The following is a 24477-nucleotide window of genomic DNA, read 5'->3' as shown; positions in this document are numbered from 1 at the left end:
CATGACGAGGCAAAAACCTTTAATCTCTGTCATTACGCCTTCCTATAACGCGGAGGAATTTATCGAAAAAACCATTCAGTCCGTCTTAAATCAGACGTTTTCCGACTGGGAAATGATCATTGCCGATGATTGCTCAACAGATGGGACAAGAGACATTTTGAAGCGCTATGAAGAAGATGATGAACGGATCCATGCCATTTTTCTGAAAGAAAATCAAGGCGCTGCAGCGGCTCGAAATGCAGCGCTCAGCAAAGCCGAAGGGCGCTATGTCGCCTTTTTGGACAGCGATGATGTGTGGAAAGCAGAAAAGCTGGATAAGCAGCTTGCCTTTATGAGGAAGCATCAGCACGCTTTCACATTTACGGCATACGAGCTGATCAGCCAAGACGGCGAACCGCTTCATAAAACCATTCATGCACCCGTCAGCCTTACATATGATGATGTATTAAAAAATACGATTATCGGCTGTTTGACGGTAATGATTGACAGAGAGCAAACGGGTGATATCCGGATGCCGAATATCAGAACCCGTCAGGATTTGGCGACATGGCTGTCCGTATTAAAGCGAGGATTCAAGGCATTCGGTCTGAACGAACCCCTCGCCGAATACCGCATCGTTGAAACATCGATCTCCAGAAACAAGTGGAAGGCGGCGCGAAAAACCTGGTATGTGTACAGGGAAATCGAACGCCTTCACTTGATGAAAGCGACATGGTGCTTTTTCCATTACGCTAAGAACGCAGTCATGAAAAGATTATAACGGCATTGACAGAAAAGGTGATTGAAAGTGAAAGCAGATCAAGTCATACACGTCATAGTAGCGACAGGTGAATGGGGACAGGATCAGCTAAGGTACAGAAGGCACCGCCTTGCTGAGTTTTTGGCTGGCCGCAAGGAGACGAAGGAAGTCATTTGGGTCTGTCCGTCTGAAAATCCTTCCCGAGAGACATTTACATTGCTTGACAACGGAATCAAGCAATTTGCAGTCAAAGATTTTTTGAAAAAGAAAATATTCAGGTTTGCCCGCTACAAGGATGTTTTTTATAAAAGCAAGCTGAAGCCGCTGCTTGACCGGCTGAAAGAAGACGTTCAGGGGGAAAAGGTGTGCTTATGGTACACATTCCCCGGTTTTCCGCTGCTGTCATCACTTTATCAGTGGGATCAGGTCATCTATGACTGCAGTGACCTGTGGGCGGCGCCGATCAGCGGAAGCCAAAGCCTTGTCTCAGGATTCAGGCAAAAGGTTATTTTTGAAGCTGAAGGCAGAATCATTAAAGCTGCTGATACGATTTTTTGCACTTCTGAATATTTGCACCAAAACGTAGCAGACCGGCTTCAAGGAGAGACAAAGCCGGTTTTTACAATCGAAAATGGTGTGGAATACAGCTTGTTTGCGAAAAATAAGCAAAAAGCCGATGTATTGAACGGAAGGGAAGGCACCGTCCTCGGCTTTATCGGCGGAATTAAGCCGAAGCTCGATTTTAAGCTCATCAAAGAAGCTGCCAAAACCAAAAAAGAGTGGACGTTTTTATTTGTCGGTCCTGACGGGACAAACGGAGATGAAGATTTTAAAGCGCTTCTTGAAGAAGAAAATGTCATTTGGACGGGGCCCGCTGCGCCGTCGGAAGTACCGGCTTATATGAATGTAGTGGATATCGGGATCATGCCGTATAAACCGTCGCCATATAATAATGCGGTATTCCCTTTAAAGCTGTTTGAATTTTTGGCTGCCGGAAAGCCTGTCGCCGGTATGAACCTTCCTTCAACAAAAAAGGTTGAACAGGAACACGTTTACCGTCATCTAACAGGAAACGACCCCGTTGAATTTACAGCGCTGTGTGAAGAGCTGGAGCTTGCTCATGAAGATGTCTCCCATGTGGAACTGCGCAGAAAGATCGCACATGAAAGAGACTGGCATCATTTATTTTTATCGATGCTTGATAAATTGAACTTGAATAAAGATGCATAATTTGCGGCGGGGGATATTAATTCATGATGTTTCTTTTGGCTGGAGCTTGTTATAATAAATAATGAAATTGTATAATGAAAAGGTATGATCTTTAATACGACCAGACTTCATTTAAAAAGGAGACTTCCTTATGTCTTATGAACGCACTGTACTTGCGTTTTTTGTCTCTCTCATTACTGTTTTAATTATTACTCCGCTTGTCAAACGTCTAGCAATCAAATCCGGGGTCGTGGATCAGCCGGATAAACGAAAGATACATGATAAAGTAATGCCGAGAATGGGCGGTTTAGCCATTTTTATAGGAGTATTGACCGGTTCGCTTGCCGGCGGCCTTTATGAAAACAGAATAACAGCAATTACACTCGGTGCTTTTATGATTGTCATTTTGGGCATTGTAGATGACAAACACAATTTGAGCGCGAGAATTAAATTTATCGTTCAAATATTAGTAGCCTGCATCATCGTCAGTACAGGCTTAAAAATGGAATTTTTATCGATTCCATTTTGGGATCTTCGCTTTGATTTGGGGTGGCTCGCATACCCTCTGACGATTTTATGGATCGTCGGGATCACCAATGCCATCAACTTAATCGACGGATTGGACGGACTGGCTGCGGGTATATCCGTCATCGGCCTTTCGACGATTGCCGTCATGGCTTTTTCTGCCGATAAAATCTTGATCTTCTCTCTGTCGCTGGTTGTCATCGGAAGCACGATCGGCTTTCTGTTCTATAACTTCCACCCGGCGAAAATTTTTATGGGAGACACGGGCTCGCTCTTCTTGGGCTATGTGATCTCGGTTCTGTCGCTGCTCGGACTGTATAAAAGCGTGACCCTGTTCAGCGTCGTCATTCCAATCATTATATTAGGAGTGCCGATATTTGACACGACATTCGCGATCATCAGGCGTATTTTAAACAAACAGCCGATTTCGGCGCCCGACAAATCGCATATTCACCACAGGCTGATGGCCTTTGGCCTGTCCCATCGGAAAGCCGTCATCGTCATTTATTTAATTGGCGTCGTTTTCAGCCTGAGCGCCATTCTTTTAAAAACCGCGACGCTCTGGGTGTCCATCTTCATCATCTTCGGCTTAATTCTGTTCATGCAGATCATCGCAGAGGTGACAGGCCTTGTAAATGAGCAGTACAAGCCCTTTACGAAGTTTTACAGGCGGATGGTGAAGAGGAATTAATGTGCACAAAAACCCCTGGATTCCAGGGGTTTTATTATTGCTGCAACTCAGGAAGCCTCACAAGCGGTTGGTTGATTAACTAAAACTCTATGAGAAGGAGGATTTTTTATGGATGATCATCACCTTGGACAGATCGAACAAATTATGAAAGCACTCTATAAATCCTGGTCTTCAGATTCAAGTTCAAAATGGAGTCAGGATAACCCTGCGAAGGGACAATGCAGCGTAACCGCCTTAATCGTATATGATCTATTAGGTGGAGAAATAAGAAAAACAAAGCTGCCTGAAGGGTGGCATTTTTATAATGTTATCAATGGTAAAAGATATGATTTAACAATTTCCCAATTCAAAGAAGACATCCTGTATATGGATGTTCCCTCAAATACAGATACCAACGAAAAACAGTATAACTATTTAAAACAAAGTGTTATCAATCAATTGTCTTTTTCAAAAGAAAGGGGAACCCTTAATATATAAAGAGTTCCCCTTCATTTTATTCGATTATGAATTTCACATTCAACAGAGCCAATCAATAAGAAGAAGCAGCAGACGATTCAGCTGAGCTGTCTGTCCCGTCAGCGGTTGCGGAAGATTCAGACGATGTTCCGCTTGAATCAGCGGTTGAGTCCGGATACAAGTGATGGGTCAATTCATTTTGCACGTTTGCAAGGTTTTGCTGGTCAGGCTCAAAGTAGTAAACATCAGCGATCGTAAGATCTTTTCCTGTGATGTTTAATGTTTTTATATCATCACCAGCAAAGCCGCTGTAGATTTGCTGAAGCGCCAGAGCCTGTGTGATTTTGAAGTTTGTCTGAATGTTTTTGCTTGCTTTTTGGGCTATTTTATCAATTTTAGCGAGGTTTTGCGGTTTTGAGATTTGATCAAGAACGGCTTTTAAGATTTGCTTTTGTCTGTCGTTTCTCCCGAAGTCTCCCCGCTTATCCTGTTTTCTCATCCTTGCGTAGGCAAGAGCTTCCTCTCCATTTAGATGCATGTTCCCTTTTTTAAAATAGATTCTCTTGGATTTGGAGACATCGCTTTTTTCGCTGAAATCAAACGGGACGTCAATATCGATTCCGCCGATTTCATCGATGACATCTTTGAACCCGTCAAAATCGACTGTGGCATAGTAATCGATCGGGATTCCGAGGAAGTCCTCTACCGTCTCGATTGTTTCATCCTTGCCGCCTTTTGCATAGGCCGCATTTATTTTTGTTTTTGTGCCGGTTGTGTCACTGGCCAAATGCACCCTTGTGTCCCTCGGAATGCTCAGCATTTTCATCGACTTCTTTTTAGGATCGAGCGTCACGACAATCAGGGAATCCGTCCGTCCGTGCTCGCCGTTTGTCGAATAATCTTCAACACCCATAAAAAGAATCGAAAACGGCTTTTTTTGAATATTAACGACATCGTCCCTGAGCTTTGACTTCTCTCCGCGCTCAAGCTCATCATAAGTGCCGTCAGCAGCGGAAATCGTGTTAATAATTTTATATATGCCCACTCCGCCGACTACGAGAAGTGCGAGCAGCATAAGGACTATAAACCGTTTAATCAGCTTTCTCTTTTTATTCTTTTTTTTTCGCACTTTCACTTTAATACGCTCAGCCATATAATAATTCTCCTTTAATTGTTAAAAGCTTCTTCCAAATAAACTTGAATGCCTTCTCTATTCTCACTCTTGCCATTTGTTAATTCGGTTATCCATTCCGTAAATGCCTGTTTTTCACTTTCCTTCACATACGTTTCAAATTCGACATCGTCGGCATAATGAATGTCTTTTATTTGATAAGGGGACTCGCGAAGCTCGTTTTCAAGCTTGCCGAGCCATGTATAGTTCACTGTCGTGTGCATCACCCGCACCAGCTTTCGTTCGACAACGCCGACATGGTTCAGCCCCTCTGACACGGATTTTCCATAAGCCCGTATCAGCCCTCCAGCGCCGAGTTTAATACCGCCGAAATACCTCGTCACAACGGCGCACGTATCTTTAAGGTTGCGTTTCTTCAAAACTTCAAGCATCGGAACTCCAGCTGTCCCGCTCGGTTCTCCGTCATCATTCGCTTTTTGAATTTGATCATTTTCTCCTATGACGTAAGCCGAGCAATTATGCGTCGCATTCCAATGCTGCTTTTTTATGTGATTGATAAAGTTCTGTGCTTCTTCTTCAGTACTGACGCGGCTTAAGTGACATATAAACCGGGATTTTTCAATCACGATTTCATGGGTCCCTTCACCTGCAACAGTGAGATAACTTTGCAGCATGCCTGCTTACCTCCTGACAAGCCATGCGGCTGTTCTCCTAAAAATCGAACAGACTTAGAATTTTGGCGCGTATTTTGTTATGATTAAATAGAAATGGATCGGTAACCATAAAAAGACCAAAAAACCAGAATACGCATTCTTTCATTATAATTCGACACGAATTTCAGTTCAATGAAATTTATGATAAAAGTAAATGACAATGCTGTTACGGAGGGAAAATGGGTGAGTGTTTCCAAAATGGACTCCAAAGTTTTAGATTCAATCATTATGAAGATGTTAAAAACGGTTGATGGGAGCAAGGATGAGGTCTTTCAAATCGGAGAGCAGTCCCGTCAGCAATATGAAGGCTTGGTAGAAGAGCTGAAGCAGATTAAACAGCAGGTCAACGAAGTCATCGATCTTGGAGACAGGCTGGAAGTGCATGCCCGCCATGCGCGAAACCGCTTGTCTGAGGTCAGCAGAAACTTTCATAAATTCAGTGAAGAAGAGATTCGCGAAGCTTATGAAAAAGCCCACAAACTGCAGGTTGAACTGACGATGATCCAGCAGCGTGAAAAGCAGCTGAGAGAGAAGCGTGATGATCTGGAACGGCGCCTTTTGGGGCTTCAGGAAATCATCGAGCGTTCAGAAGGGCTTGTCAGCCAGATTACCGTCGTCTTAAACTATTTAAATCAGGATCTGCGCCAGGTTGGCGTTCTCCTAGAAGATGCGCAGGCCAAACAGGATTTCGGACTGCGGATCATCGAAGCCCAAGAGGAAGAAAGAAAAAGGGTCTCAAGGGAAATCCACGACGGCCCTGCGCAAATGCTGGCCAACGTCATGATGAGATCTGAGCTGATCGAACGCATCTTCAGAGACAAAGGAACAGAAGAAGGCTTTCAGGAAATTAGAAACCTCCGGCAAAACGTCAGAAATGCTCTTTATGAAGTCAGAAGAATCATTTATGATTTAAGACCGATGGCTTTAGACGATTTGGGATTGATACCGACGCTCAGAAAATACTTGAACACGATCGAAGATTATCATGGAAAAGCAAAGATCCATTTCCAATGCATCGGAGAATCCGAAGATAGAAGAATAGCACCGCGGTTTGAGGTTGCACTTTTCCGGCTTGCACAGGAAGCAGTGACAAACGCCTTAAAACACTCCGAATCAACTGAGATTCATGTTAAAGTAGAAGTGACAAAAGATTTTGTGACGTTGATTATCAAAGACAATGGAAACGGCTTTGACTTAAAAGAAGTTAAAGGCAAGAAGAACAAATCTTTCGGTCTGCTAGGTATGAAAGAAAGAGTCGATTTGCTCGAAGGTTCAATGACAATCGATTCGAAAATAGGTCTTGGGACATTTATTTTGATTAAAGTTCCGCTGTCTTTGTAAAGATAATTGTAAAATAGAGACAAAAGACATATTGACCATAAAAGCGGTGTGTTTAACAATGAGAATGGGGAGGCGTAGCTTGTGACTAAAGTAAATATTGTAATTATTGACGATCATCAGTTATTCCGTGAAGGTGTCAAACGGATTTTGGATTTCGAACCTACCTTTGAGGTAGTGGCCGAAGGAGACGACGGAGATGAAGCGGCTCGCATTGTCGAGCACTACCATCCTGATGTGGTAATCATGGATATTAATATGCCGAATGTAAACGGCGTAGAAGCGACAAAACAACTGGTCGACTTGTATCCGGAATCAAAGGTTATTATTTTATCTATCCATGACGATGAAAACTATGTTACACATGCATTAAAAACAGGAGCCCGCGGCTATCTGCTGAAAGAAATGGATGCCGACACGCTGATCGAAGCCGTGAAAGTTGTGGCTGAAGGCGGATCTTATCTGCATCCTAAGGTTACTCATAATCTTGTGAATGAATTCCGCCGTCTTGCAACAAGCGGTGTATCATCTCACGCTCAGCATGAAGTGTATCCGGAAATCCGGAGACCTCTTCACATTCTTACCAGAAGGGAATGCGAGGTTCTGCAGATGCTGGCGGACGGAAAAAGCAACCGCGGAATCGGCGAATCATTATTTATCAGTGAAAAAACGGTTAAAAACCATGTCAGCAACATCCTTCAAAAAATGAATGTAAACGACAGAACGCAGGCTGTCGTTGTAGCCATTAAAAATGGCTGGGTAGAAATGAGATAAAGGTGGACTTGCCATAAGGCAGGTCTTTTCTTTTAGCAGAAAATCAAACTTTATAATGAAAAAAGCTGCTTTTTCTTTTAGAATAGAAAAGAGTATCTTTCATAAGGAAGGTTTATTTCATGAAAACAGCAGTAGTAACAGACAGTACGGCATATATACCTAAAGACCTGCGTGAGCGCTACAATATTTATATGATACCTCTCAATGTGATCTTTGGAGAGACTTCATACAGGGAAGAAATCGATATGAGCTGGAAGGACTATTACAAAGAAGTAAAAGCTCACGAAAATCTCCCGACGACTTCCCAGCCCGCATACGGCGAGCTGATTTCTCTCTATGAAAAACTCGGGGAAACATATGATGCGGTCATCAGCATCCACCTTTCCAGCGGCATCAGCGGAACATTTAACAGCGCTGTATCAGCACGCGGTATGCTTGAAGGAATTAAAGTGTATCCGTTTGATTCAGAAATCAGCTGCATGGCTCAAGGTTTTTATGCGATCGAAGCGGCTGAGATGGCGGAAAAAGGAGCGGCTCCGGAAGAAATCATTCGCCACTTGGATCATATGAAAACCTCAATGAGGGCTTATTTTATGGTTGACGACCTTTCGCATTTGCAAAGGGGAGGACGTCTGAGCGGCGCCCAGGCTTTTGTCGGAAGCCTTTTAAAAGTAAAGCCGATTTTGCATTTTGAGAACAAGCTGATCGTTCCCTTCGAAAAAATCCGGACGAGAAAAAAAGCGATGAACCGTTTATTTGAGCTTTTTGGCGAAGATGCCGAAAAAGGAAAGCCGTTGAGAGCGGTTGTGATTCATGCCAACCGTGAAGAAGAAGCTGATCAAATAATCGAAGAATTGTCGCAGCAATACGCACATGTCGAATTTTATAAAAGCTATTTCGGGCCTGTGATCGGCACCCACCTTGGTGAAGGAGCAATGGGTATCGCCTGGTATACAGTATAAAAGCCAATCTCCGTTTTGCAAAACGGAGATTTTTTCTTTTTCTACGGTTTTTGAGGGAGATTTTTAGATTTTGACTGTTTTACAAGAAAACATGGATGATAGATACTGAATGGCAGATTGGAGGTGATTCACATCGAACATCCGGCATCCTATTCCTGTGAATTGCGGTCATGTTTGGAGCAGCGCCACCTTCTGAAAAGCGAACTTCCTTTTCCGGAACCTGTCATTGATTGGCATATCCAAGAAGGCCTGATAAAAACGGAGGAAGGCATTAAAAAAACGAAGAGAGGCTTTGTTTGCTTGAGGTGCGGCCAGCACGAGCGCTTCTGTTTCGCTCGATATCCTTGCTATAGGTGCAATAAATGCTGCGTGTACTGCCGAGCCTGTGTCATGATGGGCAGGGTGAGCGAGTGTACGTCTCTGTTGACTTGGCGTGGACATGGCAGACATGAATGGGCGCCTGTTTACACGGAGTGGAAAGGCGTACTTTCAGCCGGTCAGGAAAAAGCGGCAAAATCTATTATCGATGCTATACGCAGGAAAGAAGAGCTGTTGATCTGGGCGGTTTGCGGATCGGGAAAAACGGAACTTCTTTTTCAAGGGATCGAATTCGCGCTGAACAACGGTTTGAGAGTATGTATCGCCACTCCGAGAACAGACGTTGTGCTTGAGCTTGAACCGCGGTTTCGCCACGCCTTTCCCGGGGTGGAAATCGCCCCTTTATACGGAGGGAGCCCAGACGTTGGAACTCTCTCGCCGCTTGTCATTTCAACTACCCACCAGCTGCTCCGCTATAAAGAAGCATTTGACGTGATCATCATAGATGAAGTGGATGCTTTTCCGTATTCTATTGATAATACGCTGCAATACGCTGTTAAAAAATCGGCCAAACGGCAAAGCGCACATATCTATTTAACCGCCACGCCTTCTAGAGATATGAAGAAAAGGGCTGAGAGCGGAAAGCTGCACACCGTCCGTATTTCCGCAAGATTCCACCGCAGCCCGCTGCCTGAACCTACATTGATTTGGTGCGGAAATTGGGAAAGGGGTTTGAAACGAAGAAAAGTTCCTTTACGCCTCAAAAAATGGCTTTTTAAGCACCAGGAACTGCAGCATCCGGTTTTTCTGTTTGTTCCCTCTATCCCTGTTCTTAAAACCGTGGTCAGTCTGCTGAAAAAGGAAACATTTCGCGCAGAAGGAGTCTATGCCGAAGACCCTGAGAGAAATGAAAAAGTGAACCGGTTTAGGAAAAGTAAGCTTGAGGTGCTCGTGACGACAACGATTTTGGAAAGAGGTGTAACCGTCAAAAAAGCACAGGTTGGAGTATTGGGGGCAGAGTCGGCTGTTTTTTCGGAAAGCGCTCTTGTCCAAATGGCCGGCAGAGCCGGCAGGCATCCTGAGCACACAGATGGAGACGTCTGTTTCTTTCATCACGGTAGGACAAAGTCGATGAATGCGGCACGACGTCATATTCAATATATGAATAAACTGTCTAAAAAGGAAATGTTGATTGACTAGTCTGATATTCATGGTAAAGTATACCTATGAATATAAAATGAGGAGCGGTGCCGGATGCTAGTCAATGCTAAAGAGGCTGTTTTGGAAGAGTTGTTTGATCAGTATATCGAACAGCTGCACATGAGCTGTAAGTGCAGCAGGTGCAGAGAGGATGTGCTCGCCTTGGCTTTAAATGCAGTAAAACCGCAATATGTAACAGATGAGTCGAAGCTGACTTACATAAAAGCAGAGCTCGTTGACAAACAAAAAAATACATCAATGCTCGTCACCTTGGCTGAAGCTGCCAGAAAGGTGAATGACAACCCGCTTTGCGAAAGCAATCGAAAAGGGAGGAAATGAACTGCATTGTTTAATTTGTGAAGCGCCTCTTTTACATTCTCTTTCATGGCGCGCTTTATTCTTTTTACGATCAGAAGAGAAAATATGCAGGGCATGTAAAGACAATTTTATCAGGATCGAAGGAAGAACGGTGTGCCCTAAGTGCGGGCGCCCCCAAGAGAGCGAAGAACTTTGCGGTGACTGCCTAAAATGGGAAGCTGATCCGTTAACCCGCTCTCTTTTGAGGCAAAACCGCTCTGTCTATATCTACAATACCTTCATGAAAGAAGTCCTTGCCCGTTTTAAGTTCAGAGGTGATGCTGAACTGGTCTTCGCTTTTGCTCCTTTATTTATCAATGCTTTCCACCAATATTACCGCCGCACTCCAGCTGTTTTAGTTCCGATACCACTCAGTGAAGAACGTAAAGCGGAGCGGGGATTCAATCAGGCGGAGAGGCTTGCTTCCTTATTAAAAAAACCCGTTATGCATCCTTTGATCAGAATCGAAAATGAAAAACAATCCAAAAAAAGCAGAAAAGAACGGATCAAGCCCAAAACGGTTTTTAGAACCGAAAAGGGATCGGTAAAGAATCTGGATATCATATTGATCGACGACTTGTATACGACAGGGGCGACCCTTCATCATGCCGCTGCTTGTCTGATGACATCCGGTGAGGCAAAATCTGTATCATCATTTACATTAATTCGAAGCTAAATCATTTTTTTTCACTGCCGATATAAAAGATAGAATTTAAGGATAGGGGTCAAAATTTATGAGTCAATTGGCGAATTGTCCAAGATGTAATGCATTGTTTATGAAAAGCAGTTTTCAAACCGTTTGCGTTTCATGCTTGAAAGAAGAAGAACGTGCGTTTGAAACCGTTTATAAATTTCTGAAAAAACAAGAAAACCGGCAGTCTACAATGTTTCAGATCGTAGAAAAAACAGGTGTCGAAGAAGAGTTAATATTGAAGTTCATCAGACAGAAACGCATTCAAATCTCCAATTTTCCGAATCTCGGCTATCCGTGCGAAAGGTGCGGCACACTTATTCGGGAGGGGCGTTATTGCCTGTCATGCGATCAAGATTTAGCATCGCAAATGAGTCAATTAGACCAGCTGGAGCAGCTTGAAAAAGAGAAGAGAAATAGTTCTAAAGGCACGTACTATACCTTTAATCCTAAAAATGACTGATTCCCTAAACTAACTTGAAGCTCAGACGATAAAATGAGTATGATCATAGATAACTATGGCGGAAAGTGAGAGGAATCCCATGAAGATCAACCAATATGGAACACAACCTGTTAATCCTTATCATAAATCATTTGAAAAACAAACAGCTTCTTCACAGGGTGCAGCCCAGCCGGAAGATAAAGTTGAGATTTCTGCGAAAGCAAAGGAGCTGCAAAAAGGTCCTGATTTAATGAAAGAGCGTCAGGAGAAAATTGCCCAGCTGAAAGCAGCCGTGGAGAATGGAACGTACAAAGTGGACGGCAAAGGCATAGCTGAAAAAATGGTCAATTTTTATAAACAGCAATAAAAGGAGGAAGTCAGTTCAGTGAAACGGGTGATTGAAGAGCTGGAGCGCTTATGCGTGCTGCATGAACATCTGCTGTCTCTGTCGGAACAAAAAACGGAGGCGCTGAAGACGAACGAAATAAAGGCACTTTCAGAAATCGTGACGAAAGAACAAAAGTATGTGCAGGCGATTGAACAAACGGAGCAGTCCCGCATTGAAGCAACTAAAAGCTGTATCGGCAGCTCGGACGCGACTATCAGCGCATGTATCAGCAAAGCTGCGGGCGGCGAGAAAAAGGTGCTGGAACAGCTGTATGCCAAGCTCTCACAGCTCGTCATCCGTTTAAAGGATGTGAACGATTTGAACAAGCAGCTGACTTTTCAGTCGCTTCAATTTATCTCGCTTACATTTGATATGCTCCTTCCGAAAGAAGGCGGTTCAAATTACGGAAAAGAGCAGCAGCCAAACCAGACAGGCGGGGCAAAACGGCTTTCTTTATTCGACTCAAAAGCTTAGAACGGAGTGAAAAAGATGACAAACCCAACTTTTTTAGGGCTGGAAATCGCCAAAAGAGGATTGTCCGCGCAGCAATCAGCTCTGAGCGTAACAGCAAACAATATATCCAACGCCAATACCGAAGGGTATTCAAGACAACGTGTTACATTTAAAGCATCAACCCCTTATCCATCCGTATCAAGAGACTCTGTCGGGCTTGCCGGCCAGATGGGTACAGGCGTTGAAATCGGTTCGGTTGAACGGGTTAGAGACAGCTTTCTGGACTATCAATACCGGACGCAGAATACAAAGGCAGGCTATTACAATGCAAAAGTGGACGCTTTTAACCAAATGGAAGGGATTATGAATGAACTGAACGACACCGGATTAAACAAGGTTCTGAATTCATTCTGGAATTCCATTCAGGAATTGACGAACAACGCCCACGAGCCGAGCGCAGCTTCTGTCGTCGGACAAAAAGGGCAGGCGGTCGCCGAGACATTTAACACTCTGTATGAATCGCTGACAACCGTTCAATCAAATTTAGGCGACCAGATTGATCAAAATGTGATGACGATCAACTCGCTTCTGTCACAGCTGAACAGCTTAAACGAGCAAATCGCCAAAGTCGAGCCGAACGGCTATCTCCCGAATGATTTGTACGATAAGCGTGACCAGCTCCTTGATGAGCTGTCTTCAATGGTTAATATCAAAGTCAGCTATACGAAGACTGGCGGCAACCCACTTGCAACCGCTGAAGGCATTGCATCAATAGAAATCCTGGACGAAAACGGCCAGTCTCTGGGCCAGGTTCTTGACGGACCAAACTTCACGACTGAAACGGTCAAAGTAAATTACGACAACGATACAGGCCTTGTGACAGGCGTTTCCCTCGGCGGGACGGACATCGGCATCGATTCGTTTACTAGCAAAGGGTCGCTGCTCGGTTTAATCGAGTCCTTCGGATATATGTCAAACGGTGAAGAAAAAGGTTTATATCCTGAAATGCTCGCAGACCTGGATACGATGGCGCTTGCTTTTGCGAAAGAGTTTAATGCAGTCCATCAAAGCGGGTTTACTTCATCAGGAGAACCGGGAGGCATTTTCTTTGAATTCACCGGGGGAGAGGCTGAGCCTGCAAAGGGAGCTGCCGGCAAAATCAAAGTAGCCGATGAGATCATGAATTCAAAAGGCGATAAAATCGCCGCATCGCTGAATGGTGAAGCGAGTGACAACGCCAACGCGACAAATCTGGCTAATGTCTTCACCAAGAAAATTCAAATCGGCGACAAAACGACGACCGTTTTAGACTATTATGCAGGTATTATCGGTGAAATGGGTGTAAAAGCTCAGGAAACAAACAGACTGGCCAAAAATACAGAAACGCTTGTAAACACTGCTGAGTTGAACAGGCAGTCTGTAAGCGCCGTATCATTAGACGAAGAAATGTCGAACATGATCCAATTCCAGCATGCTTATAACGCAGCTGCGAGAATGATAACGCTGCAGGACGAAGTCCTCGATAAAATTATTAACGGCATGGGTGTCGTGGGAAGGTAGGTAAAGATTCATGCGGGTAACCCAAGGGATGATCGCAAAAAACTCTTTGCGCTACATCAATTCAAGCTATGGAAAGCTGGATAAGCTTCAATCCCAGATTTCGTCAGGAAAAAAGATTTCAAAGGCGTCCGATGATCCCGTCGTCGCAATGAAAAGCCTGAAGTACAATACGCAATTGTCCCAGGTTAAACAATATCAAAGTAATGCCTCCCAAGCTTTTACATGGCTTGAAAACACGGAAACGAACATTACAGAAGGCATTGATATCATGGGGAAAATCAGGGAGCTGACTGTTAAGGCTCAAAACAGTACAAACGGCGGGGATGAACTAAATGCGATCGGAGTCGAAATCGGCCAGCTGAAAGACCAGCTGATTCAGATCGCCAATACGCAGGTCAACGGCCGCTACCTCTTTAACGGTACGAACTCTGACGTCGCTCCGATCACAAAAAACGCCGATGGTACTTACACATACAATTTTGAAAACTATACAAGCAGCTCTGACGTTCTCATCAATGTTTCGCCAAACGCAACCTTAAATGTAAACTCAAATCCGATTTCGGCTTTCGGCGGACAGTCAGGCAGCGGACAAAATGTGTTTGAAATGATTGAGTCTCTCGAGAACGCCTTAAAAGCGGGAACAATGGAAGGAATGGAAAACGCCCTCTCAGACATTGACCAGTTTTCCAATCAGATGAGTAATGAGCGGTCTGATATCGGAGCGCGCTACAACCGGCTCGAATTGATTAATGCGCGGCTGAGCGAACAGGAAGAGACGGCGACAAAGGTATTGTCAGACAACGAAGATGTTGAGCTTGAAGAAATCATTACTGAATTTATTACACAGCAATCGGTTCACAGAGCTGCACTTGCCGTAAACGCGAAAATTGTTCAGCCGACACTGGTTGACTTTTTAAGATAAAAGCGACTCTACCCGAGTTGCTTTTTTTTAGCAAAAGGAGGATATCATAATGGAGATGCCGAGGCTGATCATGCAAAATATCCCCGGCCGCATCGGTTTAACAACAACGCCGCCGGATTTGAAAATGGAACAGCCGCGCGCCGACTTGAAAATCGAGCAGCCGCCGGCTGAACTGGAGATTACAACTACCCCTTCGAAGCTCACGATTGACCAGACTAAAGCATGGGAAGACTTAGAAAGAAAGCATATCTTTAAAAGGATTGAAGAAGGGGCGCAGCAAGGCTATCAGGATTGGCTTGCCGGAATGGCTCGGACCGCTGAAGAAGGGGACGAGATGATGCGGATTGAAATCGAAGGCAATCCGCTTGCAGACCAGGCGAGACGAATCAGCGAGCCTGAACCGATTCAAATCGGCGTTCATTTTACGCCGTCATTTGACAGGGTGAAGATCGCATATGAACCGGCTAAAGTGAACATTGAAGCGACGCCGCGTAAGCCTGTTATCGAAGCAACGCCGAATAAACCGGTTGTTAACTATACGCCAGGCAGTGTGAAGGTTGACATGCTCCAATATCCGGAGGTAAAAATAGATGTGGAATACCCAAAACAAAAGTAATTTAGCAAAGGATCGTGAATGATGATCATTAAAACGAAGTATCACGGAGAAACACAAATTCAAGAAGATCAGACGATCATGTTTAAAAACGGCCTACCCGGATTTACAGGGGAGAAGAAGTTCGTCATCCTGCCGCTTTCCGAGGATTCGCCGTTTGTCGTCCTTCAGTCGGTGCAGTCGGAAGAGCTTGCATTCATTGTCGCCAGTCCGTTCGTCTTTTTCAAAGATTATGGTTTTGATCTTGATGAAACGACGGTTGAACTTCTTGAAATCGAATCTGCCGAAGACGTTGAAGTGATGGCGATTTTAACGATCGAAGAGCCATTCGAGAAATCAACGGCCAATTTGATGGCGCCGATTGTCGTGAACCGCAGAAAAATGCTTGCCAAACAAGTGATTTTGCATGACTCTTCTTATCAGACTAAGCAGCCGATAGGAGGGGAAGCATGCTAGTTTTATCCCGCAAGCTCAATGAAGCGATTCAAATCGGAGACGAAATCGAAGTGAAAATCATATCCGTTGACGGAGATCAGGTGAAAATCGGCATTGACGCGCCGAAGCATATCGAAATTCACCGCAAGGAAATCTATTTGGCGATCCAGGAAGAAAACAGCCGGGCCGCTTCCATCTCAAACGATTTGCTTGCGAAATTATCCTCACAAAAAAAGTGAGGATTTTTTTATTTTTGCTATAAACAATTTCAAGGCACCTCCGATATAAAATATGTAGCAGGAAGGACAGCCTGAATGCTTCAAACATGCACATGGACGTGCAATCAAACACATTTCAAGGAGGAAATACACAATGAGAATCAACCACAACATTGCGGCGCTTAACACGCTGAACCGTCTGTCAGCAAACAATGGCGCAAGCCAAAAGAACATGGAGAAACTTTCTTCAGGTCTTCGCATCAACCGTGCTGGAGATGACGCAGCAGGTCTTGCAATCTCTGAAAAAATGAGAGGACAAATCCGCGGTCTAGAAATGGCTTCTAAGAACGCTCAAGATGGCATCTCTCTTATCCAAACAGCTGAGGGTGCATTGACTGAAACTCACTCAATCCTTCAACGTGTTCGTGAACTAGTTGTTCAAGCTGGAAACACTGGTACACAACAAACTGAAGATTTAACAGCCATTCAAGATGAAATCAAAGCATTAAAAGACGAAATTGACGGCATCTCAGAACGTACAGAGTTCAACGGTAAAAAATTGTTGGATGGTACTTTCAAAGCACCAGCAGATCCAGCAAACCCAGCACCAACCGATAAATCTTTAGTATTCCAAATTGGTGCTAACGCAAAGCAACAAATTTCTGTTAACATTGAAAAAATGAGCACTGATGCATTAGGAGTTAAAGATCCTGCAGATACTACTGGTCAAACTATGTTAGCTAACCAAACAGTTGGAGATATCAATGTAACTAAATTTGCTGATAACGCAGCTACTGAACCAGATGTTGGTTTCAATGACCAATTAAAAATCGTTGACAGTGCAATCAGCCAAGTATCTGCACAACGTGCAAAACTTGGTGCGGTACAAAACCGTCTAGAGCACACAATCAACAACCTTGGTGCTTCTTCTGAGAACTTAACAGCTGCTGAATCTCGTATCCGTGACGTAGACATGGCTAAAGAAATGAGCGAGTTCACAAAGAACAACATTCTTTCTCAAGCTTCTCAAGCGATGCTTGCTCAAGCGAACCAACAGCCGCAAAACGTTCTTCAGTTGCTTCGTTAATTGCTTAAAAAAGATCTTGGCTTTTGCCAAGGTCTTTTTTATTGCAACATCAACTAAGATCCTTTTTTGTAAGACTAGAAAAGAGACACTCAATCATTGACCTTAGAGTGTCTCAATATAGAATGCCTATTAATTAGAGAAATCGCTAATAATAAGTGTTCTTGTACCACTTAGTGCAGAATTCTTCCCTTTTATATAGTAGAGGTGATCTGGATCTGTATAAACTGTCTGAATTTCTTGTTGTAGCGAGTAATCTACACTGGAAGAGGCAACTAATGTATTTCTTCCATCTGGAGTAATTTCATAAAGTGAACAAGTGCCACCGCCTAAACGTGTTGCATTATAAAATCTGCACCGGAAATCCCCCTCCCCAACGCCACGAAAAATATCAGCGCTTTGGCGAACTTCACCAGGGTATACAGCTACTCGAGCCAAAACTGCTGCCTTCGAAGACGAGTAAAAACTAAATGACAATACAAAGGCTAGTGCCAGCGACACAAATATTTTTTTCATGAACAAATCCCCTTTCTTGTAGATATTGTCAGTTCAATTATAACATTATAATAAATAACAAATTTGAATATTTATTGAAAGATATTTTCGTATCCAAAAGGATTTTATAATGGCTATCATAAGGAAGTTCTATCATGGTCTTTATTCTTAAAATATACTGTGAGTGGCTAGTTTCTATCTACCTTAATTAATTTTTTTCCATAAAGATATTTAATCTCATTCGCCCTTAGCCGATATAAGTTTTAGATCATAGCATAGGGGATGGTAAAAATTGTCGATCAATAGATTGTCATCTTTAGAACCCATTATTGATGCTTACAAAACGCAGATGATGAATAAACAGTCTGAAGCTGTAGAACGCCCGCAGCAGACGGACGCTGCAGAATTTACATTTGCTCAGCTTGAGAAAACCGTACAAGGCGCAAACAACCTTTTAGAGCCGTCGCAAGTCCACCTTCAGTTTGTGCTTCATGAAAAACTGGGAGAGTATTATGTGAAAGTCGTGGACAATCGGACAGAGGAAGTCGTCCGTGAGATCCCGCCAAAAGAGTGGCTCGATTTTTATGCGGCGATGGCGGAGTTCATGGGATTAATTGTCGATAAAACTACATAGAACAGGAGTGTTAGATGATATGGCGATCAGAATATCAGGTTTAGCTTCAGGGATGGATGTAGACGATATTGTCAGCAAATTAATGAAAACGGAGCGCGTCCCGCTCGATAAGCTCACACAAAAGAAACAGACTTTGGAATGGCAGCGTGACAGTTATCGTGAAATCAATACGAAAATCAAAGGCTTGCAGGAATCAATCAACCTTATGCTCCGTCCCAGCACGTACGGCGCGAAAAAGGTGATAAGCTCTAACGAGTCGGCTGTTACGGCAACAGGTACCACGAATGCGGCATCAGGCACGATTCAAATCAACAAGCTGGCAACCGCCGCCACCTATAAGACTTCTAGCCTTTCAGGGTATACAGGGAGCGATCAAACGTTAACTTTCCAAGTGACAGCTCCTGGAGAAACGACTGCAAAAAAAGTTGAAATCAGCGTCAGCAGCACGGATACGCTGGATGACATCGTTTCCAAAGTCAATAAATCAAATTTGGGCGTAACCGCTATGAAAGAAAAGATTTATAACGGTTCTGAATACGTAGAAACGATCGCTTTCACATCAAAAGCAACCGGCGCAGGGGGCAGCATCCAGGCAGCTGATGATGCGACGGCGAGCTTTATGTCCAATCAGCTCGGTTTTGCGCTTGACGCAGACAACAAGCTGACAGCCAGTCAGGCAGGTCAAAATGCCGAAGTTGTCATCAACGGATTGCAGATTGAGAAGACAACGAACAACTTTACCGTTAATAATGTGACATATCAGCTGAAGAATACGACAAACAGCCCCGTTTCGATAGATGTATCTACTGATGTGGACGGTATATACGAAAAGATTAAAGATTTTGTTACACAGTACAATGAACTGATCGATATGGCCAACGGCAAGCTCACGGAAAAGAAATACCGCGACTATACACCGCTGACAGAAGAACAGAAAAAAGATATGACGGAAAAGCAAATTGAGCTGTGGGAAGAAAAAGCGAAAAGCGGACTGTTAAGGGGTGACACGATTTTAAGCGGTGCCACCAACCAAATGCGTACTGATTTTTATTCAAATGTTTCTGTAAACGGCGAATCGCTGCAGCTCACTCAGTTTGGAATTACGACATCGAGCGTTTACAGTCAGCGCGGTCATTTAGAGATAAATGAAAAAAAACTGAAAGAAAAGATCGCAGAAGATCCCGACAGTGTGGCTAATCTCTTTATGGCGGGAACGAGCAGCACTGAAAACTATAATGAAAAAGGCATCATGAGACGCCTTCAGACTGTTTTGACCGATACGAAAAAGCAGATTGAGGATAAAGCCGGAAATTCAGCAATGACAAACAATCAATTTACAATCGGGAAAAACTTGAATACAGTTGAATCTGACATTTCGTCAATGAACGCCCGCCTGAAACAAGTCGAAAATCGCTATTACACAAAATTCACGGCGATGGAAAAAGCGATTCAAAAAGCGAACGAACAATCGACATACTTATTACAAATGCTTGGACAATAATATTGTGGAGGATCAAGAATGGCTTTAAACAACCCGTATGCAGCTTATCAGCAAAATTCAATCAACACGGCGACCCCTGGAGAATTGACGCTTATGCTATTTGATGGCTGCCTTAAATTTATGAAGCTGGCGAAACAGGCGATTGAACAAGAGGATATGGAAACGAAAAATACGAACCTTGTTAAAGCTCAAAAGATTATTCAGGAGCTCAATATCACTCTTGACCGGAAAGTCGAATTGGCCGCATCAATGGGGGCAATGTACGAGTATATCCACCGCCGCCTGGTTGAAGCCAACATTCGCAATGACAAAGATATCGTGACGGAAGTCGAAGGGTATGTTAAAGATTTACGCGATGCCTGGAAGCAAGCGCTTCAAATCGAACGGCAGGGCCGGTTCGGATCGGGCGGGCTGGCATAATGGAAAAGATTGAGCTGCTGTACAGCGAAACAAAACATATGCTCGCTCAAATAAAAGACGCCCCGGAAAGTGATGAGCTGGTTCAGGCAATAGAAGCTTTTCTTGAAAAACGCGATGGCTTGATCAAGGAGATCAAGCCGCCTCTTTCTGAGACAGAAAAGCAGCAGCTGCGGCAAGTGACGGATATGGAGCCATTGCTCATGGCCGAACTGAAAAGGCTGCAGCAGGCTGTCAAACATGAGCTGCTTCAGGCGAAGCAGAAGCGAGCCATGCATCATTCCTATATCAATCCGTACGCCAACATGACGATTGACGGCACATATTATGACAAGCGCAAATAGGTGATCGCTTTGACAAGCACCGACGATTACATGCTCTTAACGACTTATTATCAGCTTTTGTTTACGATTGAAGAGGGGTTTTGCTATTTAATAGAAGCGAATCAAGATTTGGCGAAGACAGAAGGAGAGCGGATTTTTAACGATTTAATCTATGCTTTTTTTCAGTTAGATTCGTCGCACGCTGTATTGCTGTCGATTTTGGAGACAAGCTGTGCCAAATCTTCGATTCGTTTTTTTGACAGAGTCTTCCGTGAGTTTGACAGTCTGATTTATTACAATTATCCGTCTGCTGAATTTCAGCATGACTTAACCCATCATTTTTTACCGCTTTATCGGGAATGGATGAAAACGATCCACCAATGCATGAGACCTTACGTTATCCATTGACGGCATACACCTGACAGGTGTATGCCATATTTTTTAAAAAGCAAAAATGGCGTTCTGATTTTATTCGCATGTGAATATATTTAAGATTTAATAAAGGGGTTCAAATGACAGGAGACAATCTTCGTCAAAATTCACGGATTTTTCACATAATTTTTACGTTTATGCAGGAATTCAGCAGGGAAAAGACGAAATGTATTTACATATCCTTAATATAAAGGAGGCGTTCTTTTGATGGAGTACAACGTCAGAGGAGAAAACATTGATGTAACACCAGCGTTAAGAGAACACGTCGAGAAGAAAATTGGAAAGCTTGAGCGTTATTTTGAAAATAACGTTGATGCGATTGTTCACGTCAACTTGAAATTCTACAACGATCAGGAATCTAAGGTGGAAGTGACAATTCCAATGACAGACCTCTCTCTCCGTGCGGAAGTTCACCACGAAGATATGTACAATGCAATCGATCTCGCAACGAACAAACTGGAACGTCAAATTCGCAAGCACAAAACAAAAGTGAACCGGAAGTTCCGCGAAAAAGGTTCTCCGAAGTATGTTTTTGCCGAAGAAAACGGCATCGGAACGGCCGTGCAGGATGACGCTGAGGATGAACAGCCGCAGGTTGTCCGTCAAAAACGCTTTAATTTAAAACCGATGGATAATGAAGAAGCGATTTTACAAATGAATATGCTTGGACACAGCTTCTTTGTATTCACGAACGCCGAAACCAATCTGACCAATGTGGTCTACCGAAGAAACGACGGAAAATACGGTTTGATCGAACCGAACGAATAAATATATCAAGTCCCCTCCCGGATCTTCCGCAGAGGGGATTTTTTCCGTTTCCCCGCGGTAAATTGTTTGGAAATGACAAAAGGTATGATATGATATTGCATATATAAAAATTACTGTTTACTCATACTTAAACAAGGAAAATAAAGAGGAGCGTTATTCTATGCTTGGAATTTTAAATAAAGTGTTTGATCCGACAAAACGCACGCTCAGCCGTTATGAAAAGAAAGCGGACGAGATTGATGCGCTCAAGGCAGATATAGAGAGGCTTTCAGACGAAGCTTTGAAACAAAAGACAATCGAGTTCAAAGAGCGCCTTGAAAAAGGCGAAACAGTTGACGACCTTTTGACTGAAGCGTTTGCCGTTGTCAGGGAAGCTTCCCGGCGCGTGACAGGCATGTTCCCGTTTAAGGTTCAGCTGATGGGAGGCGTTGCCCTTCATGAAGGGAATATCGCCGAAATGAAAACGGGGGAAGGTAAAACGCTGACGTCCACAATGCCTGTTTATTTGAACGCTTTGTCAGGGAAAGGCGTTCACATCGTGACGGTCAACGAATACCTGGCGAGCCGCGATGCTGAAGAGATGGGGAAAATCTATGAATTTCTCGGGCTGACAGTCGGCTTAAACCTGAACAGCCTTTCAAAAGACGAGAAGCGTGAAGCCTATGCAGCCGATATTACGTACTCTACGAATAATGAGCTTGGCTTTGACTACTTGCGCGACAACATGGTGCTTTATAAAGAGCAGATGGTTCAGCGTCCGCTTCATTTTGCAGTCATCGATGAAGTCGACTCGATTTTGATCGATGAAGCAAGAACGCCGCTCATCATTTCTGGACAAGCGGCCAAATCCACAAAGCTGTACGTTCAGGCCAATGCGTTTGTCCGCACATTAAAAGTGGATCAGGACTACACATACGATGTGAAAACAAAAGGCGTTCAGCTGACTGAAGAAGGGATGACAAAAGCCGAAAAGGCATTTGGCATCGAAAACTTGTTTGATGTCCGCCATGTCGCCTTAAACCATCATATTGCCCAGGCGCTTAAAGCCCATGCGGCGATGCATAAAGACGTCGATTACGTCGTCGAAGACGGCCAGGTCGTTATCGTCGACTCTTTCACAGGCCGTCTGATGAAAGGCCGCCGCTACAGCGACGGGCTCCACCAGGCCATTGAAGCGAAGGAAGGGCTTGAGATCCAAAATGAGAGCATGACGCTCGCGACGATCACCTTCCAGAACTATTTCCGCATGTATGAAAAATTGGCAGGGATGACGGGTACGGCAAAAACGGAAGAAGAAGAATTCCGCAACATCTACAACATGCAGGTTGTAACGATTCCGACCAACAAGCCGATCGCCCGTGATGACCGCCCGGATTTAATTTACCGGACCATGGAAGGAAAATTTAAAGCTGTTGCAGAGGATGTCGCCCAGCGCTATATGGTCGGTCAGCCGGTTCTTGTCGGTACAGTTGCGGTTGAAACATCTGAATTGATTTCAAAGCTGCTTAAAAATAAAGGCATTCCGCATCAGGTGTTAAACGCGAAAAACCACGAGCGGGAAGCCCAGATTATCGAAGATGCCGGGCAAAAAGGCGCGGTCACCATCGCGACCAACATGGCGGGACGTGGTACGGACATCAAGCTTGGCGAAGGTGTAAAAGAGCTTGGCGGACTGGCCGTTATCGGTACGGAGCGCCATGAATCACGGCGGATTGACAACCAGCTGCGCGGACGTTCAGGCCGTCAGGGGGACCCTGGTATCACCCAATTTTATCTTTCCATGGAAGATGAATTAATGAAACGCTTCGGTGCAGAACGGACGATGGCGATGCTTGACCGCTTCGGAATGGACGATTCGACGCCGATTCAGAGCAAGATGGTTTCAAGAGCGGTCGAATCTTCACAGAAGCGTGTGGAAGGCAACAACTTTGATGCCCGTAAGCAGCTTCTGCAATACGATGACGTGCTCCGCCAGCAGCGTGAGGTCATCTATAAACAGCGCTTTGAGGTCATCGATTCCGACAACCTCCGCTCCATCGTCGAAAATATGATTAAAGCTTCACTTGAGAGGGCTGTTGCTTCATACACGCCAAAGGAAGATCTGCCTGAAGAGTGGAATCTTGAAGGCCTTGTCGAGCTTGTAAATGCGAATTTCCTTGATGAGGGCGGAGTGGAGAAAAGCGACATTTTCGGAAAAGAGCCTGAGGAGATCACAGAGCTCATTTATGACCGGATCAAGACGAAATACGATGAGAAAGAAGAGCGGTACGGCTCTGAACAAATGCGCGAATTTGAGAAAGTCATCGTTCTCCGCGAAGTGGATACGAAATGGATGGATCACATCGATGCGATGGATCAGCTGCGTCAAGGAATTCATCTGCGCGCTTACGCTCAGACAAACCCGCTTCGCGAGTATCAAATGGAAGGCTTTGCAATGTTTGAAAACATGATCGCGGCCATCGAAGATGATGTAGCCAAATTCGTCATGAAGGCTGAAATTGAAAACAACCTTGAGCGCGAAGAGGTCATTCAAGGACAGACGACAGCCCATCAGCCGAAAGAAGGCGATGAGGAAAAACAAGCGAAGAAAAAACCGGTCCGCAAAGCGGTGGATATCGGACGCAATGATCCTTGCTACTGCGGGAGCGGAAAAAAATATAAAAACTGCTGCGGAAGAACAGAATAAA

The 24477-nt window shown here is 44.2% G+C and carries 29 protein-coding genes; 26 read left to right on the top strand and 3 right to left on the bottom strand.

Translation table 11 applies throughout. The features are described from left to right. Position 1 precedes the first annotated feature (1 nt). From tuaG to CP943_RS19540, 4 genes are all read left to right on the top strand, one after another. Complete coding sequence (gene tuaG / locus CP943_RS19555; RefSeq protein WP_026580179.1) at positions 2-760, top strand: teichuronic acid biosynthesis protein TuaG; 759 nt, start codon at positions 2-4, stop codon at positions 758-760. Positions 761-781: 21 nt separating this feature from the next. Then, complete coding sequence (gene tuaH, locus CP943_RS19550) at positions 782-1969, top strand: teichuronic acid biosynthesis protein TuaH (protein WP_026580178.1); 1188 nt, start codon at positions 782-784, stop codon at positions 1967-1969. A 130-nt stretch (positions 1970-2099) separates the two neighbouring features. Further along, positions 2100-3164, top strand: a complete 1065-nt coding sequence (locus CP943_RS19545) for a glycosyltransferase family 4 protein (protein WP_095292064.1) — start codon at positions 2100-2102, stop codon at positions 3162-3164. A 108-nt stretch (positions 3165-3272) separates the two neighbouring features. Then, positions 3273-3641, top strand: coding sequence for a YunG family protein (locus tag CP943_RS19540; protein ID WP_105981256.1), 369 nt, complete (start codon positions 3273-3275; stop codon positions 3639-3641). 52 nt (positions 3642-3693) lie between these two features. Here CP943_RS19540 and CP943_RS19535 read toward each other — a convergent pair whose 3' ends face one another. Further along, positions 3694-4773 (bottom strand): LCP family protein, encoded by a 1080-nt coding sequence (locus CP943_RS19535; RefSeq protein WP_026580176.1) that lies wholly within the window; start codon positions 4771-4773, stop codon positions 3694-3696. 14 nt (positions 4774-4787) lie between these two features. Next, entirely contained in the window at positions 4788-5426 is a 639-nt protein-coding gene (locus CP943_RS19530; protein WP_095292066.1) for a YigZ family protein, read from the bottom strand. Between the two features lie 222 nt (positions 5427-5648). On the opposite strand from CP943_RS19530, the gene CP943_RS19525 reads away from it, so the two are divergent. From CP943_RS19525 to hag, 15 genes are all read left to right on the top strand, one after another. Next, a complete protein-coding gene (locus CP943_RS19525) occupies positions 5649-6806 on the top strand; it encodes a two-component sensor histidine kinase DegS (protein ID WP_020453119.1) in 1158 nt (385 codons plus the stop codon). An 81-nt stretch (positions 6807-6887) separates the two neighbouring features. After that, on the top strand, positions 6888-7577 hold the full coding sequence (gene degU, locus CP943_RS19520; RefSeq protein ID WP_003185730.1) for a two-component system response regulator DegU: 690 nt from the start codon (positions 6888-6890) through the stop codon (positions 7575-7577). Positions 7578-7696: 119 nt separating this feature from the next. Beyond that, positions 7697-8539, top strand: a complete 843-nt coding sequence (locus CP943_RS19515; RefSeq protein ID WP_020453118.1) for a DegV family protein — start codon at positions 7697-7699, stop codon at positions 8537-8539. A gap of 123 nt (positions 8540-8662) precedes the next feature. Then, positions 8663-10057: an ATP-dependent helicase ComFA gene (locus tag CP943_RS19510; RefSeq protein ID WP_026580175.1), complete on the top strand. Its 1395-nt coding sequence runs from the start codon at positions 8663-8665 to the stop codon at positions 10055-10057. A gap of 54 nt (positions 10058-10111) precedes the next feature. Continuing rightward, positions 10112-10396 (top strand): late competence protein ComFB, encoded by a 285-nt coding sequence (locus CP943_RS19505; protein WP_020453116.1) that lies wholly within the window; start codon positions 10112-10114, stop codon positions 10394-10396. Continuing rightward, positions 10353-11090, top strand: a complete 738-nt coding sequence (locus tag CP943_RS19500; protein ID WP_026580174.1) for a ComF family protein — start codon at positions 10353-10355, stop codon at positions 11088-11090. The genes CP943_RS19505 and CP943_RS19500 overlap by 44 nt, the downstream gene beginning before the upstream one ends. Positions 11091-11148: 58 nt before the next feature. Continuing rightward, positions 11149-11568, top strand: a complete 420-nt coding sequence (locus CP943_RS19495) for a TIGR03826 family flagellar region protein (protein WP_020453114.1) — start codon at positions 11149-11151, stop codon at positions 11566-11568. A gap of 79 nt (positions 11569-11647) precedes the next feature. Next, a complete protein-coding gene (gene flgM, locus CP943_RS19490; RefSeq protein ID WP_003185713.1) occupies positions 11648-11914 on the top strand; it encodes a flagellar biosynthesis anti-sigma factor FlgM in 267 nt (88 codons plus the stop codon). A gap of 18 nt (positions 11915-11932) precedes the next feature. Then, positions 11933-12409, top strand: a complete 477-nt coding sequence (locus tag CP943_RS19485) for a flagellar protein FlgN (protein ID WP_025810700.1) — start codon at positions 11933-11935, stop codon at positions 12407-12409. A 15-nt stretch (positions 12410-12424) separates the two neighbouring features. Further along, positions 12425-13948 carry a flagellar hook-associated protein FlgK gene (gene flgK, locus CP943_RS19480; protein ID WP_026580173.1) on the top strand — a complete coding sequence of 508 codons (1524 nt, stop codon included), beginning with the start codon at positions 12425-12427 and terminating at the stop codon, positions 13946-13948. A gap of 10 nt (positions 13949-13958) precedes the next feature. After that, the gene (flgL, locus tag CP943_RS19475; RefSeq protein ID WP_026580172.1) at positions 13959-14870 is read left to right on the top strand and encodes a flagellar hook-associated protein FlgL; all 912 of its coding nucleotides are present in this window, start codon (positions 13959-13961) and stop codon (positions 14868-14870) included. A 49-nt stretch (positions 14871-14919) separates the two neighbouring features. Beyond that, the gene (locus CP943_RS19470) at positions 14920-15486 is read left to right on the top strand and encodes a DUF6470 family protein (RefSeq protein WP_026580171.1); all 567 of its coding nucleotides are present in this window, start codon (positions 14920-14922) and stop codon (positions 15484-15486) included. A gap of 21 nt (positions 15487-15507) precedes the next feature. Then, positions 15508-15939 (top strand): flagellar assembly protein FliW, encoded by a 432-nt coding sequence (fliW, locus tag CP943_RS19465; RefSeq protein ID WP_023856387.1) that lies wholly within the window; start codon positions 15508-15510, stop codon positions 15937-15939. Further along, positions 15933-16157 (top strand): carbon storage regulator CsrA, encoded by a 225-nt coding sequence (gene csrA, locus CP943_RS19460; RefSeq protein ID WP_023856386.1) that lies wholly within the window; start codon positions 15933-15935, stop codon positions 16155-16157. Before fliW ends, csrA begins: the two co-directional genes overlap by 7 nt. 133 nt (positions 16158-16290) lie before the next feature. Next, positions 16291-17223 carry a flagellin Hag gene (gene hag / locus CP943_RS19455; RefSeq protein ID WP_025810704.1) on the top strand — a complete coding sequence of 311 codons (933 nt, stop codon included), beginning with the start codon at positions 16291-16293 and terminating at the stop codon, positions 17221-17223. A 129-nt stretch (positions 17224-17352) separates the two neighbouring features. Here hag and CP943_RS19450 read toward each other — a convergent pair whose 3' ends face one another. Then, a complete protein-coding gene (locus CP943_RS19450) occupies positions 17353-17736 on the bottom strand; it encodes a hypothetical protein (RefSeq protein WP_026580170.1) in 384 nt (127 codons plus the stop codon). Between the two features lie 271 nt (positions 17737-18007). Between CP943_RS19450 and flaG the strand changes: the two genes are divergently transcribed. The 7 genes from flaG (at position 18008) to secA (ending at position 24476) form a co-directional block, all read left to right on the top strand. After that, the gene (gene flaG, locus CP943_RS19445; RefSeq protein WP_023856383.1) at positions 18008-18349 is read left to right on the top strand and encodes a flagellar protein FlaG; all 342 of its coding nucleotides are present in this window, start codon (positions 18008-18010) and stop codon (positions 18347-18349) included. Positions 18350-18368: 19 nt separating this feature from the next. Then, on the top strand, positions 18369-19850 hold the full coding sequence (locus CP943_RS19440) for a flagellar hook-associated protein 2 (protein WP_023856382.1): 1482 nt from the start codon (positions 18369-18371) through the stop codon (positions 19848-19850). A gap of 18 nt (positions 19851-19868) precedes the next feature. Continuing rightward, a complete protein-coding gene (fliS, locus tag CP943_RS19435; RefSeq protein WP_020453103.1) occupies positions 19869-20270 on the top strand; it encodes a flagellar export chaperone FliS in 402 nt (133 codons plus the stop codon). Then, a complete protein-coding gene (locus CP943_RS19430) occupies positions 20270-20611 on the top strand; it encodes a flagellar protein FliT (RefSeq protein ID WP_020453102.1) in 342 nt (113 codons plus the stop codon). The genes fliS and CP943_RS19430 overlap by 1 nt, the downstream gene beginning before the upstream one ends. Positions 20612-20620: 9 nt before the next feature. Then, positions 20621-20998, top strand: a complete 378-nt coding sequence (locus CP943_RS19425) for a DUF8042 domain-containing protein (RefSeq protein WP_020453101.1) — start codon at positions 20621-20623, stop codon at positions 20996-20998. 231 nt (positions 20999-21229) lie between these two features. Continuing rightward, a complete protein-coding gene (gene hpf / locus CP943_RS19420; RefSeq protein ID WP_026580169.1) occupies positions 21230-21790 on the top strand; it encodes a ribosome hibernation-promoting factor, HPF/YfiA family in 561 nt (186 codons plus the stop codon). A gap of 160 nt (positions 21791-21950) precedes the next feature. Then, complete coding sequence (gene secA, locus CP943_RS19415; protein WP_023856379.1) at positions 21951-24476, top strand: preprotein translocase subunit SecA; 2526 nt, start codon at positions 21951-21953, stop codon at positions 24474-24476. Position 24477: the final 1 nt, after the last annotated feature.

Origin of the sequence: Bacillus paralicheniformis (assembly GCF_002993925.1) — a bacterium.
GTDB classification, from domain to species: Bacteria; Bacillota; Bacilli; order Bacillales; family Bacillaceae; genus Bacillus; species Bacillus paralicheniformis.
Note: the sequence above shows the minus strand (reverse complement) of the source record. Positions and strands in the feature narration are given on the sequence as shown.